Origin of the sequence: Bradyrhizobium sp. YCK136 (genome assembly GCF_044570075.1) — a bacterium.
In the GTDB taxonomy this organism is placed as follows: domain Bacteria; phylum Pseudomonadota; class Alphaproteobacteria; order Rhizobiales; family Xanthobacteraceae; genus Bradyrhizobium; species Bradyrhizobium diazoefficiens.
In genome coordinates this window covers 3977389-3993178 of record NZ_CP172424.1, presented here as the reverse complement: position 1 = coordinate 3993178, position 15790 = coordinate 3977389, and the positions used below count along the sequence as shown (strand labels likewise).

Below are 15790 nucleotides of genomic sequence, written 5' to 3'. Positions count from 1 at the left end.
CGGGTTACGCGGATGGACGTTTCTCGGCAAGCTTCGCTTCGGCGCTGAACAAGGTCCGCCCGAAAAGGTCGAGCGCCTCGTCAACTCCGGCTTCGTCGATGATCAGCGGCGGACAGAACCCGATCGTGTCGCCCATCGCGCGGATGATCAGGCCGTTCTCGATCGCGAGCGCGTCGAACATCGCGCCGACCTTCAACGCGGGATCGAAGGCCTGCCGCGTCGCGGGGTCGGCGACGAGTTCGACCCCGATCATCAATCCCTCGCCGCGCACCTGCCCGACGATGCGCGAATCCCGCGCGATCTGCTCCAGCCCGGCGCGGAGCCGGCTGCCCATGCGGCGGACATGCGGGACCACATCCATCTCGTGATAGATCTTCAATGTCTCGAGCGCGATGGCCGCGCCGACCGGGTGTCCGGAATTGGTGAAGCCGTGGCCGAACAGCTCACCGCCCTTGTTGATCTCGCTGAGTGCATCCCGGATAGGACGTCCCAGCAACACCGCTGACATCGGGAAGTAGGACGAGGTGATGCCCTTGGCGAGCGCCACCATGTCCGGCTTCATGCCGACCGTCTCGCAGCCGAACCAGTTGCCGGTGCGGCCGAAGCCGCAGACCACCTCGTCGCCAAGCACCAGGATGTCGTGACGGCGGAGCACCGCCTCGATCGCAGCGAAATATCCCTTCGGCGGCACGACGATGCCGCCGCCGGCGTTGATCGGCTCGGCGATGAAGGCTGCGATCGTATCAGGCCCTTCGGCCATGATCAGCGCTTCGAGATCGGCGGCAAGGCGATCGACGAACGCCGCCTCGCTCTCGCCCGGCCTGGTGCCGCGATAGGCATCCGGGCAATGCGTGTGCAGGAAACCGTCGAGCGGGAGGCCGAATTCACGATGCATGCGCGGCAGGCCGCACATCGAGGCCGCAACGATCGTCGAGCCATGGAAACCGCGATCGCGGGCGATGATCTTCCGCTTCCCGGGCTTGCCGTGAACCGCGTGATACACCCAGGCAAGCTTCACCATCGTCTCGGTGGCTTCCGAGCCTGAGGTGGCGAAATAGGCCTGCGCATCCGGGATCGGCGAGATTTCGACCAGCTTCTCGGCAAGCTCGATCGTGTTATCCGGCGTCTTGTGATTGAAGCTGTGATAGAAGCCGAACTTGTCGTAGGCCGTCGCTGCTGCGGCCTTGAGCCGCGTCTCGGAAAAGCCGAGCGAGGTGCACCAGAGCCCGGCCATCGCTTCCAGATAACGCTTGCCGCTCGCGTCATAGACATGGACGCCCTCGCCGCGCGCCATGATCAGCGGTCCGATTTCTGCATGACGCTGTGGGTTGGTCTGCGAGTGCAGATGGAACGCGATGTCGCGCGCCTCGGCTGAATTGGGCTTGCTGTCGAACACGCGCGCAGCCTCCATCGTCCCACCGACGGAGCATTCCCAACCCCGGTCGCGTGCGAAACTGGTCAGTCCAAATTGGTCTGACCAGCTTGGCTTTCGTGCGGCAGCTTGTCAAACTCAAATAAAGAGCTGATGAGCACGAAGATGTTGCACGATCCCCCGTCTAAGCCTGAACGCAGCTTCGAGATCGTCGCCCGGCGCATTGCTGCGATGATCCAGGCGAGTTACCGGATCGGCCAGCGCCTGCCGGCAGAGCGCGATCTCGCGAAGGCCTTTGGCGTGTCGCGGCCGACGGTGCGCGAGGCCATCCTGTCGCTGGCGATGGCCGGCATGCTGAAGGTACGCAGCAACAGCGGCGTCTATGTGATCAGTCGTCAGGAAGCACCCGACGTGCACGCGCTCGAAGGTTTCGGGCCGTTCGAGAACCTGGAAGCGCGCCAGCTCATCGAGCCGCAGATCGCCGCGATCGCGGCGCAGCGCGGCACCGAAGCCACCTTCGCGCAGCTCGCCGAAGCGCTCGCCATGATGCGCTGGGAACATGCGCAGGGACGCGAGGCCGACACGTCGGATCACCGTTTCCACATGGCGCTGGCCGAGGCGACGGGGAACGGCGCGCTGGTGCAGATCAGCGACTCGCTGTGGCGCGCGCAAACCGAGTCCGGCATCTGGCAGGAAAATCACAACCACATGCAGATGGAGGACTATCGTCCCATGTGGCGCAGGGATCACGAGGCCATCTTCGAAGCCGTTCAAGCGAGGAACCCACGCAAGGCGAGCCTCGCCATGACGCGTCACCTCACCAACATCAGGGATGCGCTGATGGAGGCTTCGAATGCCAGATCGATGGCCACGACCAAGGCGCCCGCGAATCCTCCCAAGAAGGCCAGATGAAACTTTTTGCGGTTGAAGCAAGTTTTCGCAAACCCTGTGCTGCGCGACCGCAAGAGCAACATCATCGAGTCAAAATGCCGCCGCATTGCTGATCGAGCTTGGCACAGTCGATATTCGCCGCGTGGGGACAAATCGCGGCGGATACTCGCAAGGGGTGTTCCGAGTAAAAACAATTGGCCGTCGGGTGCGCTAGCCGCGCAACGATGAGTCACGCCCAAGTCTAGGGAGAAAAGGCATGAAGGAAGCCACCAAGGGGGCGGCCTCGGGAGCGCTCGCGCATATGCTGGCGGTGACGGCGATGCTCGTCATCGCCAGCATCTTGTTCTACGGGCGCTAGTAAGAGTTGTAAGCGTTGTAAGAGTTTTCGTCGTTCCGGGGTGGCCCTCGCACAGGCCAGGCCCAGAATACCCGTTCCAGGCTCGGTCTTCCGGACCGCCCCCGAATGACGAAATCCCGCTATTTGCTTTTGGTGAAGAACGGCACGAGCTTCCCGGCGAACGGCTTGAAGCTCGCATTGACCTCGTCGCCGATGGCGAGGTCGGTCTCGCCGTGGGCCATCATGCGAAAACCCTCGGCACAATCGACCAGCAGGATGTTGTAGGGCACGTGCGCGCGCGTCTCGGGCGTGGCGGCGCGGCAGACCAGCGAGGTCGCGTAGACCCTGCCCTTGCCGCTGGCGCGCTGCTCGGATGGGCCGGACCCTCCGCAGGCCGCGCAGAAAGCGCGAGGGAAATACTGCACATGACCGCATGCGCCGCAGGTCTGAAAGGTGATGGCCCGTTCGCCCGTGGTCCAGTCGGCCAGACGCTCGCTCATCGCACCCGCTCCAGGAACATGCTGACATGGGACGACAGCACGCCGCCGTCGCCGTGCAGGAGTGCGATCGAGGCATCGCGCACTTGGCGATTCGCCGCCCGCCCCGTCATCTGCAAATGCGCCTCGACCAGATGCGCCATCGCACCGCCGACGCCGCAATGGCCGTAGCTGAGCAGACCGCCATGGGTGTTGAGCGGCATCGCGCCGTCGCGGCCATAATGGCCAGAGCGTACGCGGGCCGCCGCCTCGCCGCGACCGGCAAGGCCGAGGTCCTCCAGCAGCATCGCGAGCGTGATCGTAAAACTGTCGTAGATCGCGGCGTAGCGCACGTCGGAGATCGCAAGGCCGGTGGCCTCCCTGGCGCGCGCGATCGAGATTTCGGCGCCGAGCTCGCTCAAGCCGGGCGCGGCCGTGACGTGCTGATGGGTGTGGGCCTGCGCGCAGCCGCGAATGCGCACGCCGGCCTCGCCCGTCCGCTCGCGGCTGATGACGAAGGCCGCGCCGCCGTCCGACACCGGGCAGCAGTCGAGCAATTTGAGCGGCATCGCCACCGGCTTCGAGGCCATGACGTCCGCGACCGTGATGGGATCTCGGAATTGCGCGCCGGGATGGGTGCAGGCGTGGGCCCGCATCAGCACCGCGAATTCGGCGAGGTCCTCTTCGGTCACGCCATATTCGTGCATGTACCTGTTAGCAACGAGGCCGTAATAGGCGGGAATGGTCGGGCCGAGCGGCACCTCGTAATCGGGATGGCCGACCTGCGCCAGCGCCTGGATCGAGGCATCGCGGCTCTGTCCCGTGAGGCGGTTCTCGCCGGCGACGACGAGCACATTGCGCGCGACGCCGGCCTCAACGAGATGATGCGCGAGCATCGTCATCGCCAGCCCCGTGGCGCCGCCGACCTGCACGGCGTGGGCGTAGCTCGGGCGGATACCAAAGTGCTCGGCGAACACGGTCGCCAGCATGATGCGCGGCGAGACGGTGGAGTAGCCGCAGAGGACGCCGTCGATCTCGGCACGCTTCAGCCCGGCATCGTCGAGCGCGGCTTGCGCGGCCCTGCTCATCAGGTCGAGCGAGGATGAGCCTTCGTGCTTGCCGTACGGCGTGAGGCCGACGCCGGTGATGAAGCTCATGCTCTCTCCTCCCCGTCATTCCGGGGCGCGCCTTCTTTAGGCGCGAGCCCCGGTGCGCAATTGCGCACCTGAGAATCCATACTCCCGATGGTGGTTATGGATTCCGGGCTCGCGACTTCGTCGCGCCCCGGAATGACGGATGAGAGGGTTTGCGCCATCGCTTCCTCCTCTATTCCGGCGCGGAGCGCGTCACGCCGTCGCGGACCATGGCTGCGATCTCGTCGGCGGAATAGCCGATCTCCTTCAGTATCTCCGCGCCGTGCTCGTTGAGACGCGGCGCAAGCCTGGTGGTCTCGGCCTCGGTCTCCGACCAGCTCGCCATCACCTTCATGCTGCGGATCGGGCCCTCGGTGGGATGGTTCACGACCGGGAAGAAGCCGGTCGCCTCGAGATGCTCGTCGTGCAGCATCGAGGCGAGGTCGTGCATCGGCATGACCGGCACGTCGGCCTTGGTCAGCAGGTCGATCCATTCGGCTGTCGTGCGCGTCTCGAAGATGCGGGCGAGCTCGGCATAGACGACGTCGATATTATTGGCGCGGCCGGCGAAGGTCGCGAATTTGGGGTCGGCGCGCAGATCGTCGCGACCCGTCGCCTTGAAGAAGTTTTCCCACTGCTTGTCATTGTAGACGATGACACTGAGATAGCCGTCCGACGTCTTGTAGGGCCTGCGGTCGCGCGAGAGGTGGCGGGCATAGCCGCCCTTGTCGAGCGGCGGCTCGAAGGTGAGCCCGCCCATGTGGTCGCCCATGACGAAGCCGGCCATGGTCTCGAACATCGGGATGTCGACGCGCTGGCCGCGCCCGGTGCGGTCGCGGTGCACGAGGCTGGCGCAGATCGCGCCGACGGCAGTGAGGCCGACGATGCGGTCGACCAGCGCGTTGGGCACGTAGCGCGGCACGCCGTCGCCCGTCTGCGCCATCAGCGCCGGCAGCGCGGTGGCACCCTGGATCAGATCGTCATAGGCGGGTTTGGCCGCATAGGGCCCGTCCTGGCCGAAGCCGAACACGCCGGCATAAACGAGGCGCGGATTGATCTCCGAGACGACGTCATAGCCGAGCTGGAGCCGCGCCATCGCCTGCGGGCGGACGTTGTAGACGAGAACGTCGGCGTCCCGGAGCAGGCGCAGCACGGCATCGCGCCCCGAAGGCTTCTTCAGATCGAGGCAGATCGAACGCTTGCTGCGGTTGGTGTTGAGAAACACCGGGCCCATGCCGGCGTGGCGCATCGGGCCGATCAGGCGGGTGACGTCGCCGTCCAGCGACTCCACCTTGATCACGTCGGCACCGTAGTCGCCGAGCATCTGGGTCGCATAGGGCCCCATCAGCACGGTGGTCATGTCGACGACCTTGATGCCCTTCAGCGGCCCCATTCGTTCGCTCCCGATTGCGCGGGCTCGGCTCAGCCCGCGATTTCGGTCCAGCTAACGGCAGCGACGCCGCGCGCGCAAGGGCGGCCGGCGTATGGCTGCATGCGTGGTGGCGCGGCCGCTATTTCTTCTCGCGGGATTCCCGGATCTTCAGCAGCCGGTCGAGCTCTTCGTTCTGCTGGCTGATCCGGTCCGCGATGCGCGACTCGTTCTGCTCGCCGGAAGCGGCCGCGGCCTGCTCGATGAGCTGCCTGATATTGTCCTCGAGGATCGCGATGCGATCGTTGAGTGCGTCCATCGACAGCGAGTCTTCGTAGTCATTGCTCATGATGCATTCCCTGCAAATCAATCAAGAGCTTTAAGGGGCCCGGGCGGGGCCACCATGATCTAGCGCAATAAAGAAAGAAGGTGGGCACCGCGCTTCGCGCCTTTGCCCACCCTACAAGCCTTACTTCAGCGGCTCCAGCACGGAGACGTAGTTGGCAACCGCTGCACCGCCCATGTTGAAGATGCCGCCGAGTTTTGCATTTTTGAGCTGCATGCCCTCGGGCGCCTGACCCGCAAGCTGCATCGCGGTCATCACGTGCATGGAAACGCCGGTGGCACCGATCGGGTGGCCCTTGGCCTTCAACCCGCCGGACGGATTGACCGGCAGCTTGCCGTCCTTGAGCGTCCAGCCTTCCTTGATGGCGCGGGCGCCCTGCCCCTTCGGCGTCAGGCCCATCGCTTCGTATTCGATCAGCTCGGCGACGGTGAAGCAGTCATGGGTCTCGACGAAGGAGAGATCGGTGAGCGCGACGCCCGCCTTCTCCAGCGCCCGTTGCCAGGCGACCGTGCAGCCCTCGAACTGGAGGATGTCGCGCTTGGACATGGGCAAAAAGTCCTGGGCGTGCGCGGTGGCGCGGAAACCGATCGACTTGCTCATGCCCTTGGCGGTTTCGGCGTCGGCCAGAATCAGCGCCGCGGCGCCGTCGGAGACGAGCGAGCAATCGGTGCGCTTCAGGGGGCCGGCGACGTAAGGGTTCTTCTCGCTCTCGGCGCGGCAGAACTCGAAGCCAAAATCCTTGCGCATCTGCGCGAAGGGATTGGCGACGCCGTTCTTGTGGTTCTTGGCCGCGATCAGCGCCAGCGCATCGGACTGGTCGCCGTATTTCTGGAAGTAGGAGCTGGCAATCTTGCCGAACACGCCGGCAAAGCCGCCCACCGTGTCGCCGTCCTCGGGCAGGTAGGACGCCTTGAGCAGGTTCTTGCCGATCTCCGGCCCCGGCGTGCGGGTCATCTGCTCGACGCCGACGACGAGCACGATCCTGGCCGCACCTGCGGCAATCGCGCGCAGGCCTTGGTGCACCGCGGCAGAGCCGGTCGCACAGGCGTTCTCGACGCGGGTTGCCGGCTTGAAACGCAGCTTCGGGTCGGCCTGGAGCACCAGGGAAGCGGTGAAATCCTGCGGCGAGAAGCCGGCGTTGAAATGACCCAGCACGATCTCGTCGACGTCGCCGGCCGAAATGCCGGCATCCGCCAGCGCCTCATTGGCCACGCGGACGACGAGGCTTTCGACGGTCTCGGTGTCAAACTTGCCGAACGGCGTATGCGCCCATCCGACGATGCTGGCAGTCATGGTCTTTTCTCCCTGGAAGCTCTCCCCTGAGCTATGTCTTAGCCTAGGGATGGCAAGACTTCACGCGCCTTTCAGGGCCTTGAGGGTGCGCTGGCAGATGGCAGTTATGCCGGCCCAGTTCCCCGCCTTGATCTCCGCGGTCGGGCACAGCCAGGATCCGCCGACCGCGACCACGTTGGGCTCCGCCAGCCAGGTCGCCGCATTGGCCTCGCCCACCCCGCCGGTCGGGCAGAACCGCACGTTGGGGAATGGCCCGCCGAGCGCGCGCAGGCCCTTGATGCCGCCGGCCTGCTCGGCCGGGAAGAATTTTGCGACGTCGAAGCCGTAGGACAGCGCCATCATCAGCTCGGACGCCGTGGCAATGCCCGGCACAAACGGCAACGAGCTATCGGTGGCGGCCTTCAACAGGTCCGGGGTCAGGCCCGGGCTGATGCCGAACGCGACGCCGAGCTTCTCCACACGGGTGAAGTCGGCCGGATTGAGAATCGTGCCGATGCCGACGACCGCCTCGGGTACCTCGGCCATCATCGCCCTCGCCGCCTCGATCGCAACGGGGGTGCGCAGGGTCACCTCCAGCGTGCGGACGCCGCCCGCAACCAGCGCACGGGCCAGCGGTACAGCATCCTGGATGCGCTCGATGGTGAGGACGGGAATAACGGTCGCAGCCTTGAATAGCGCGACGAGCTGGTTCTGTTGGGCAGTCGTGGTCATCTTGGCCTTCGTTTCACTTGGTCGCTTGGCGCGTAGCCGCCGGCCGGTGCCGCTTCTTCGGCGGCATGGCATAGCCCGGAATGATGGCGCCGGCATAGCAGATCACGAGGCTGGCGAGGCGATGACCGGCCTGGGCCGCCTCGACCGGCTCGGAACCGGCGAGCCGGGCTGCGATATAGGCCGCGGCAAAGCTGTCGCCGGCGGCCGTGGTGTCCACCACGGGCTTGGTCATGGGCTCGGCACGGACCTCGCTGGTCCCGCCCGGAAAGCGCAGCAGACTGACCGGCTCGGCGAGCCGGAACACCAGCTCGGGGCTCGGGATGCGCGCCATCAGCTGGTCGTGGCTCTCGCCGGGATAGAGCGCGAGCAGATCCTCGGTCGAGGTCAGCACGATGTCGGCGGTCGCAAACGCCGCGGCAAAGGCCTCGCGCGCGACATCGCGATCGGGCCATCCCCGCGCGCGAAAATTGGTGTCGAACACGAAGCGGGTGCCGAGCAGGCGCGCGCGCTTGATCGCCGCGAACAGGCGCTCGCGGCCAGGGGCGTCGTAGATCGAGAGCGTGATCGCGGAGAGATAGACGATGTCGTAGCTCATCAGCGAGTTGAGCAGCTCGTCCGTCTCCGGCAGGCTCATCAGCTGGCGGGCGGCCGCGCTGTCGCGCCAGTGGAAGAACTGGCGCTCGCCCTTCGCATCCGTCTGGATCATGTAGAGGCCGGGCAGCTTGCCCGGCAACCTTACGACGCGCCGCGTGCCGACGCCCTCCGCGGTCCAGGCCGCGATCATCTCATCGCTCAAGGCATCGTCGCCGAGCGCGGTGAGGTAATCGACGTTGACCTCGAGCCGCGCCAGATAGACCGCGGTGTTGAGGGTGTCACCGCCGAAGCCGCGCGAATAGAGACCGCCGCCCTGCCCGGCGGACTGTCCGGCAGATTGTCCCGCGGAATGTCCACCTTGGGCCTGCCGGAGCTCGACCATGCATTCGCCGATGCAAGCAACGCTCGCCATCATCAGATCCACGCTGTTCATCGATTGCGTCAGGCGACGAAATTGCCGCCGAGCTCGTCTTCGATGTGAATGCGGATGATATCGTCGAAATTCTTCTCGGCAGTGGTGAAGCCGAGCTCGAGCGACCGCTTTGCGTTGAAGTTGCGCGGCCAGCCGCCGACGATGCCGACGATGAAGGGATCGGGCTCCCGCTTGATGCGGGCTGCGACCTTTTCGCCGGCAACGCGCTTCAAGGCGGCGATCTGCTCGCCGACGGTCGCCGACAGGCCCGGCATGGTCAGGTTGCGGCGCGGGCCGACGGTGGCGAGGTCCATGGTGCCGGCGTGGAGCAGGAAGCCGACCGCCGAACGCGGCGTCGCGTGCCAGTGGCGGACGTCCTCGGACACCGGGAGGATCGCTTCCTTGCCGGCCAGCGGCTCACGCAGGATGTTGGAGAAGAAGCCCGATGCCGCCTTGTTGGGCAGGCCGGGCCGGATGCAGATGGTCGGCAGGCGGATGCCGATGCCATCGAGGAAGCCGCGGCGGGAATAGTCGGCGAGCAGCAGCTCGCCGATCGCCTTCTGGGTGCCGTAGCTGAGCAGCGGGGTGTGGAAGAACTCGTCGCCGATCGCGTCCGGGAACGGGGCGCCGAACACCGCGATCGACGAGGTGAACACCACGCGCGGCTTGTAGCCGCCGCCGACGAGGCGGATCGCGTCGAGCAGCATTCGCGTGCCGTCGAGATTGATGCGGTAGCCCTTGTCGAAATCGAGTTCGGCCTCGCCCGAGACGATCGCGGCGAGATGGAAGATCGCATCCGGGCGTCCGGCGATCAGCTTTTCGGCAGCCCCCGGCACGGCGAAATCGCCCGACACCGTCTCGACCGGGAAACCGGCCTTCTCCGGCTTCTTGGGCTCGACCACGTCGTGCATGGTCAGCTTGGTGATCTCGCTCTTGCCGAGCCGGCCGTCGCGCAGCAGCCGTTCACAGAATTTACGGCCGACCATGCCGGCGGCGCCCAGAACCAGAATGTGCAAGAGCTTAACTCCTTCTTATTGGCCGGACCGCGCCGCTCCTGACGCGCCCTCGGCAAGCCCCGCGATCATTCCTTCACGGCGCCGGTCATCGCCGACACATAATGCTCCACGAAGAAGGCGTAAAGGATGACGAGCGGCAGCGAGCCGGCCAGCGCCCCCGCCATCAGCGAACCCCAACGGTAGATGTCACCATCCACGAACTCGTTGACGATCGCGACCGGCACCGTCTTGTTGCTGGTCGATTGCAGGAAGGTCAGTGCGTAGATGAACTCGTTCCAGCACAGCGTGAAACAGAAGATGAAGGCCGAGATGAGGCCGGGGATTGCGAGCGGCACGACGATCTTGATCAGGATCTGCCAGCGGCTCGCGCCGTCGATCAGCGCGCATTCCTCGAGCTCGAAGGGGATGGTCTTGAAATAGCCCATCAACAGCCAGGTCGAGAACGGGATCAGGATCGTCGGATAGGTCAGGATCAGCGCCAGCGGCGAGTCGAAAAGGCCGTACTGATACACGACGGTGGCGAGCGGAATGAACAGGATCGAAGGCGGCACGAGATAGGCAAGGAAGATCAGCCCTCCGACGAGGTTGGCGCCCTTGTAACGCAGCCGCACGATGGCGTAGGCCGCAAACACCGATGCGACGATCGAGAGCACCGTGGCGCAGATCGCCACGTACATCGTGTTCCAGAGCCAGTGCGGATAGTAGCTCTCGAACAGCAGCTTGTAGAAGTGCTTGAAGGTCGGATTCCAGGTCCAGAACGGATTGAACTTGTCGAGATCGAGCAGCTGCTCGTCCGGCTTCACCGAAGTCAGCGCCATCCAGTAGAACGGGAACAGCAGGACCACGACGATGATCGTGAGCGGCAGATAGAGCGTCACCATGCGCCGCGGCACGGACTGGAGATAGCTCATGCCCTCGCTGTTATCGGCGCGCGCCGGCGTCGATAGCACGGACTTGAGATCGACTTTCGAGGCAGGAAGATCAGTCATTGCTTTCTCCCTGTTGCCACTTGCGACGCTGCAGGCCGAACCACGAGACCATGATCGCGGCAAGCAGGAATGGAATCATGGCGCTCGAGATCGCGGCGCCCTCGCCGAGTTGCCCTGCGATGATCGCGCGCTGATAGGACAGCGTCGCCATCAGGTGGGTTGCGTTGACCGGGCCGCCGCGCGTCATCGCCCAGATCAGCTGGAAGTCGGTGAAGGTGAACAGCACCGAGAAAGTCATCACCACCGCAATGATCGGCGTCAGCAGCGGATAGGTAATGAAGCGGAAATTCTGCCAGCGCGTGGCGCCGTCCAGGGTCGCTGCTTCATAGAGCGAGGGCGATACCGTCTGCAGGCCGGCGAGCAGCGTGATCGCCACGAACGGCACTCCGCGCCAGATATTGGCGAAGATAACGCAGATCCTCGCCCAGGTGGTATCCCCGAGGAAATTGATGTTCTGGCTGATCAGCCCGAGATGCCGCAACGACCATGAGATGATGGAAAACTGAGAGTCGAATATCCACCAGAACGCCAGCGCGGAGAGCACCGTGGGCACGATGAACGGGATCAGTACGGCTGCGCGCAGCATCGCCTTGAACGGCATGTGTTCGTTCAGGAGCAGCGCGAGATAGAGCCCGACCGCGAATTTAACGGCGCTGGCGACGAAGGTGTAGAGCAGCGTGTTGAACACCGACAGCCAGAAGATGGAATCGTCCCAGAGCCATTCGTAGTTCTCGGTGCCGATGAAGTGCCCGACGCGGCCGATGCGGGTATCGGTGAAGGACAGCCAGATCCCGAGCCCGAGCGGATAGGCCAGGAAGAAGATCAGGAATGCCATGGCCGGCACCATGAACCAGAAACCGAGCCAGTTGCGGTTGTGCTTGAGCTGGTCCCAGGCGCGTGCCTTTTGAATCTGCGGCTTGGCGCGGGGAGCAACTGCGATATCGGCCATGCTCGGATCCCTGATCGGAGTGTTGACGAGTGGGTGGCCGGCGAGACCACCCACTCCGCGACGGTTAACGATAGATGCGCTTCAACTGGCGCTCGGCTTCCGCCATTGAGCCCTTCACATCCTTAGTGCCGGTGCAATAGTTGGCGAACATGTCGACGACGATGAAGTCGGCGATTGCGGTTGCCGCCTTCTCGCCCACAGTGCCGATGCCCGAGGCCGGCAACGTACGCTTGGACGCCTGCGCAAACACGGCGTTCTTGGGATCCGCGGTCCAGACCGGGGCCGTCTCATAGGCGTTCAAGGTCTGCGTCAAATAGCCTTGCGCACCGCTCAACCACTTCTCGTAGTTCTCCTTCTCCAGCATGAAGGCGATGAAGGCCTTCGCTGCGTTCGGATATTTGGTGAAGTTGAACGCGAGGATGGGCAGCGCAAGCTGCAATTCGGTCGGCTTGCCGATCGGACCCACCGGCCACAGGGCGTGATAGGTGTCCTCAGTCAGCTCCTTCTTGGTCGGATCGGTCTTGGCCCCCACGTAGATCGAGATGCCGTTGGCCGTACAATAGAGTTCGCCAGCCAGGTACGCCTTGTTGTTGGAGGAGTCGTTCCACGACGGCGTGCCCGGGATGAAGGTCTCGTAAAGCGCCTTGCAATACTCCAGCGCCTTCGCCGTCTCCGGCGAATTGATGATGACCTTGTCGTTCTGGTCGACCGTGTAAGCGCCGTGGCCCCAGAGGACCCAGTGCAGCCATGAGTTGCCGTCGCCGCTGGCATGGCCGAGGGCAAAGCCGGCCGGCGTGTTGTTTGCCTTCAGTGCCTTGCACATCTCGAGGAAGCCGGGGAAGTCCTTCGGGAATTCCTTGAAGCCGGCCTTGTCCGTCGCCGACTTGCGGTACGTCATGTAGCCGCCGTTGGTCGCAACCGGGATTCCCAACCAGTCGTCACCGAGCTTGCAGGTCTTGGCTGCCGCATCGGTCCATCCGCCGTACTTCTTGCCGAGATAATCGGCGACGTCGTTCATCTTGAGGACCTTGGTCGGGAACAGCTGCGGCAGCGTGTGCAGGCCCCAGGCCAGATCGAGACCCGAGCCGGTGTTGGCGGCAACCGATGCCTTCGGCTGCACGTCCTCGAAGGACTCGCTGAACACGTTCATCTCGGTGCCGGTCGCAGTCTTGAACGCCGCGACCATGGCGTTGAATGCTTCGTCTTCCTGCGGCACGAAACGCTTCCAGCGCATCACCGTCAGCTTGGCGCCCGGCTCGGCCTTCCACGGCGAGTCCGCCGCCCAAGCCCTTGCGAAGTCGAACAGTGCCGGCCCGGTCAGTGCGCCGGTGGCAGCCAGCGCGGTTCCGCCTTGGAGCAGAGCCCGGCGGGTAAAGTCTTGCATGTCGTCCTCCCTGTGATGCTTTTTTGTAGTCTTTTGCAGTCTGCCTTATTCAGCTTGCATTACGCATTGAGCCGTTTCCCCGTGGCCTCGTCGAACAGGTGAACCACCGACGGATCGGGCCTCAGCCGGACCTTGTCGCCCGGGTTGAACTGGTGACGCTCGCGGAAAACGGCGACGACCTGCTCGCCGCCGAGCTTGGCGAAGACCTGGGTTTCCGAGCCGGTCGGCTCGACCACGACGATCTCGGCCTCAGCGCCATCGTCGGCGATGGTGAAATGCTCGGGCCGGACACCAAAGACCACGGGACGGCCGTCGGCCCCCTCCGGCGCGTTCCTGAGCGGCAGCTTGACACCGTTCGGCCCTTCGAAGGTCGCAGTGCCGTTGACGCGGACATGCCCCTTCAGGAAGTTCATGGCCGGCGAGCCGATGAAGCCGGCGACGAACTGGTTTTCAGGCTTGTCGTAGAGCTCGAGCGGCGTGCCCATCTGCTCGACGATGCCGTCATGCATGACGACGATCTTGTCGGCCATAGTCATGGCCTCGATCTGGTCGTGGGTGACGTAGACGGTCGTGGTCTTCAGCCGCTGGTGCAGCTCCTTGATCTCGGTGCGCATGGCGACGCGCAACTTGGCGTCGAGGTTCGACAAGGGCTCGTCGAACAGGAAGACCTGCGGATCGCGCACGATGGCGCGGCCCATGGCGACGCGCTGACGCTGGCCGCCGGAGAGCTGGCGCGGATAGCGCTCGAGCAGCGGCGACAACGCGAGGATCTCGGCGGCGCGCTTGACGCGCTTGTTGATCTCGTCGGAACTCGCGTTCCGCAGCTTCAGCGAGAAGCCCATATTCTCGCCAACGGTCATATGCGGATAGAGCGCGTAGTTCTGGAACACCATCGCAATGTCCCGCTCCTTGGGCTGGACATTATTGACGACGCGGTCGCCGATCGAGATCGTGCCGGAGGTGATGTTCTCGAGGCCTGCGAGCATGCGCAGAAGCGTCGACTTGCCGCAGCCGGAGGGGCCCACCAGAACGACGAACTGGCCGTCCTCGATCGGGATCGAGACGCCGTGCAGGACTTCAAAGTTGCCGAACGATTTCCGCACGTCGCGGATTTGCACAGACGACATCTAGCTCCCTCCTCGAAAGTCCACGGCGCCTCGCGCCGCGACCGTCTTGTTTTTTTTCTGAACTTCGCCGAACGAAGCCCGGTCTTAACAGGCGACATTGTCGGCAGTTTGTGCGGTTTTGGCAATTTGTCTTTGGTTAGTCGTTGCTGGTAGCGCTGTCAACGTTCCTTTGTTTGCGGCAGTGACTGTGTTAAGAGCAGCAATGGGTCGAAAACGCACCAAGTCAGGCAAAATCCGGCTGGCGGAAGTCGCCGAGCTTGCCGGCGTCAGCCCGATCACGGCGTCCCGCTTCTTCCGTAACCCCGAAGCGCTCTCAGTCGCCAAGCGGACGCGGGTCGAGAGCGCGGCCAAGGAGCTCGGCTATGTGCCGAACCTGGCGGCACGCGCGCTCGCCTCGCAACGCACCGAGGTTATCGGTGTCTTGATTCCGTCACTGACCAACAACGTGTTTTCCGACGTGCTGCGCGGCATCTATGACGCCTCCGAAGGCGGCCGTTACTCGATCCAGCTGTCCAACACACGCTACAGCATCCTCCAGGAGGAGAAGCTGCTGCGCCTGTTTCTTGCGCAGAAGCCTGCCGGGCTGATCGTCACCGGCATCGACCAGACCGCGGAATCGCGCGCGATGCTGGAGGCGGCCGACTGTCCGATCGTGCAGATCATGGAGATCGGGCCCAATCCGGTCGACATGATGATCGGCTTTTCCCACTATGAGGCAGCACGCGCGGCGGTTGCCCACCTGTTCGCGCAAGGTCACCGCAAGATCGGATTCGTCGGCGCGCGCATGGACCCGCGGGTGCAGCGGCGGCTGGACGGATATGTCTCGGCCATGAAGGACGCCTCCCTGTTCGAGCAACGCCTCGTCGTCACGACCGCCACGCCGACGTCGGTGACGCTCGGCGGCGCCCTGTTCACCGATCTCCTGGCACGCGAGCCCGACCTCGATGCGGTGTTCTGCGCCAACGACGACCTCGCGCTCGGCGTGCTGTTCGAATGCCGGCGCCGCGAGATCGGCGTCCCCGAGCAGATCGCGATCGTCGGCTTCAGCGACCTCGAATTCATGGCCTCCGCCGTCCCCACCCTGACCAGCGTGCGCACCAACCGCTACGAGATGGGCAAGACAGCCGCCACCATGCTGATCGAGGCGATCGACGGACGGCGCCCGGAGCAGCCGGTGCTCGATCTCGGCTTCAAGGTGATCGAGCGGCAAAGCTCGTCGGCGCGGCGTCCGGACGGCAGGCCGGCTGCGTCAGGCGCGGGCACTGCGAACAAAATGGTAGCGTTACCAAGTAGCCATGACTAGTATCGGATTTGTGAGGAAACGACCCGCCAGCGGGAAGGCAGGTCATCGCTAGCGCCGCTGGGCATCGCACAAGCCGACACCCCAAGAC

Annotated in this window: 15 protein-coding genes; 2 read left to right on the top strand and 13 right to left on the bottom strand. The window is 64.4% G+C overall.

Translation table 11 applies throughout. The features are described from left to right. Positions 1-4: 4 nt before the first annotated feature. The gene (locus ACFLEY_RS18980; protein ID WP_309142092.1) at positions 5-1396 is read right to left on the bottom strand and encodes an aspartate aminotransferase family protein; all 1392 of its coding nucleotides are present in this window, start codon (positions 1394-1396) and stop codon (positions 5-7) included. Positions 1397-1525: 129 nt separating this feature from the next. Here ACFLEY_RS18980 and ACFLEY_RS18975 point away from each other — a divergent pair, with 129 nt between their 5' ends. Further along, complete coding sequence (locus ACFLEY_RS18975; protein WP_060911622.1) at positions 1526-2284, top strand: FadR/GntR family transcriptional regulator; 759 nt, start codon at positions 1526-1528, stop codon at positions 2282-2284. A 456-nt stretch (positions 2285-2740) separates the two neighbouring features. Here the strand turns inward: ACFLEY_RS18975 and ACFLEY_RS18970 are convergent, their stop codons facing one another. The 12 genes from ACFLEY_RS18970 to ACFLEY_RS18915 all read right to left on the bottom strand — a co-directional run bounded on the left by ACFLEY_RS18970 (position 2741) and on the right by ACFLEY_RS18915 (position 14399). Continuing rightward, positions 2741-3100, bottom strand: coding sequence for a Zn-ribbon domain-containing OB-fold protein (locus ACFLEY_RS18970; protein WP_060911621.1), 360 nt, complete (start codon positions 3098-3100; stop codon positions 2741-2743). Further along, complete coding sequence (locus ACFLEY_RS18965; RefSeq protein WP_060911620.1) at positions 3097-4233, bottom strand: thiolase family protein; 1137 nt, start codon at positions 4231-4233, stop codon at positions 3097-3099. Before ACFLEY_RS18965 ends, ACFLEY_RS18970 begins: the two co-directional genes overlap by 4 nt. A gap of 169 nt (positions 4234-4402) precedes the next feature. Beyond that, a complete protein-coding gene (locus ACFLEY_RS18960; protein ID WP_396604716.1) occupies positions 4403-5602 on the bottom strand; it encodes a CaiB/BaiF CoA transferase family protein in 1200 nt (399 codons plus the stop codon). Between the two features lie 118 nt (positions 5603-5720). Next, positions 5721-5927, bottom strand: a complete 207-nt coding sequence (locus tag ACFLEY_RS18955) for a hypothetical protein (protein WP_011086702.1) — start codon at positions 5925-5927, stop codon at positions 5721-5723. A 120-nt stretch (positions 5928-6047) separates the two neighbouring features. Beyond that, complete coding sequence (locus ACFLEY_RS18950; RefSeq protein ID WP_011086701.1) at positions 6048-7217, bottom strand: acetyl-CoA acetyltransferase; 1170 nt, start codon at positions 7215-7217, stop codon at positions 6048-6050. 60 nt (positions 7218-7277) lie between these two features. Beyond that, a complete protein-coding gene (eda, locus tag ACFLEY_RS18945; protein ID WP_060911618.1) occupies positions 7278-7928 on the bottom strand; it encodes a bifunctional 4-hydroxy-2-oxoglutarate aldolase/2-dehydro-3-deoxy-phosphogluconate aldolase in 651 nt (216 codons plus the stop codon). A 13-nt stretch (positions 7929-7941) separates the two neighbouring features. Then, the gene (locus ACFLEY_RS18940; RefSeq protein ID WP_060913049.1) at positions 7942-8934 is read right to left on the bottom strand and encodes a sugar kinase; all 993 of its coding nucleotides are present in this window, start codon (positions 8932-8934) and stop codon (positions 7942-7944) included. A gap of 29 nt (positions 8935-8963) precedes the next feature. Continuing rightward, entirely contained in the window at positions 8964-9950 is a 987-nt protein-coding gene (gene denD, locus ACFLEY_RS18935) for a D-erythronate dehydrogenase (RefSeq protein ID WP_028170962.1), read from the bottom strand. 65 nt (positions 9951-10015) lie between these two features. Next, positions 10016-10939, bottom strand: coding sequence for a carbohydrate ABC transporter permease (locus ACFLEY_RS18930; RefSeq protein WP_011086697.1), 924 nt, complete (start codon positions 10937-10939; stop codon positions 10016-10018). Continuing rightward, positions 10932-11888: a carbohydrate ABC transporter permease gene (locus ACFLEY_RS18925; RefSeq protein WP_028170961.1), complete on the bottom strand. Its 957-nt coding sequence runs from the start codon at positions 11886-11888 to the stop codon at positions 10932-10934. The genes ACFLEY_RS18930 and ACFLEY_RS18925 overlap by 8 nt, the downstream gene beginning before the upstream one ends. Before the next feature lie 64 nt (positions 11889-11952). Continuing rightward, a complete protein-coding gene (locus tag ACFLEY_RS18920) occupies positions 11953-13272 on the bottom strand; it encodes an ABC transporter substrate-binding protein (protein ID WP_011086695.1) in 1320 nt (439 codons plus the stop codon). A 59-nt stretch (positions 13273-13331) separates the two neighbouring features. Continuing rightward, on the bottom strand, positions 13332-14399 hold the full coding sequence (locus ACFLEY_RS18915; protein WP_011086694.1) for an ABC transporter ATP-binding protein: 1068 nt from the start codon (positions 14397-14399) through the stop codon (positions 13332-13334). A gap of 202 nt (positions 14400-14601) precedes the next feature. Here ACFLEY_RS18915 and ACFLEY_RS18910 point away from each other — a divergent pair, with 202 nt between their 5' ends. Beyond that, positions 14602-15702 carry a LacI family DNA-binding transcriptional regulator gene (locus ACFLEY_RS18910; RefSeq protein ID WP_396604715.1) on the top strand — a complete coding sequence of 367 codons (1101 nt, stop codon included), beginning with the start codon at positions 14602-14604 and terminating at the stop codon, positions 15700-15702. Positions 15703-15790: the final 88 nt, after the last annotated feature.

Bases quoted from the DNA above. Each gene is read 5' to 3' on its own strand.
- ACFLEY_RS18975 (WP_060911622.1), top strand. From the start codon at position 1,526: ATGAGCACGAAGATGTTGCACGATCCCCCGTCTAAGCCTGAACGCAGC.
- ACFLEY_RS18930 (WP_011086697.1), bottom strand. From the start codon at position 10,939: ATGACTGATCTTCCTGCCTCGAAAGTCGATCTCAAGTCCGTGCTATCG.
- ACFLEY_RS18970 (WP_060911621.1), bottom strand. From the start codon at position 3,100: ATGAGCGAGCGTCTGGCCGACTGGACCACGGGCGAACGGGCCATCACC.
- ACFLEY_RS18910 (WP_396604715.1), top strand. From the start codon at position 14,602: ATGGGTCGAAAACGCACCAAGTCAGGCAAAATCCGGCTGGCGGAAGTC.
- ACFLEY_RS18920 (WP_011086695.1), bottom strand. From the start codon at position 13,272: ATGCAAGACTTTACCCGCCGGGCTCTGCTCCAAGGCGGAACCGCGCTG.
- ACFLEY_RS18915 (WP_011086694.1), bottom strand. From the start codon at position 14,399: ATGTCGTCTGTGCAAATCCGCGACGTGCGGAAATCGTTCGGCAACTTT.
- ACFLEY_RS18955 (WP_011086702.1), bottom strand. From the start codon at position 5,927: ATGAGCAATGACTACGAAGACTCGCTGTCGATGGACGCACTCAACGAT.
- eda (WP_060911618.1), bottom strand. From the start codon at position 7,928: ATGACCACGACTGCCCAACAGAACCAGCTCGTCGCGCTATTCAAGGCT.
- ACFLEY_RS18960 (WP_396604716.1), bottom strand. From the start codon at position 5,602: ATGGGGCCGCTGAAGGGCATCAAGGTCGTCGACATGACCACCGTGCTG.
- ACFLEY_RS18925 (WP_028170961.1), bottom strand. From the start codon at position 11,888: ATGGCCGATATCGCAGTTGCTCCCCGCGCCAAGCCGCAGATTCAAAAG.
- ACFLEY_RS18940 (WP_060913049.1), bottom strand. From the start codon at position 8,934: ATGGCGAGCGTTGCTTGCATCGGCGAATGCATGGTCGAGCTCCGGCAG.
- ACFLEY_RS18950 (WP_011086701.1), bottom strand. From the start codon at position 7,217: ATGACTGCCAGCATCGTCGGATGGGCGCATACGCCGTTCGGCAAGTTT.
- ACFLEY_RS18965 (WP_060911620.1), bottom strand. From the start codon at position 4,233: ATGAGCTTCATCACCGGCGTCGGCCTCACGCCGTACGGCAAGCACGAA.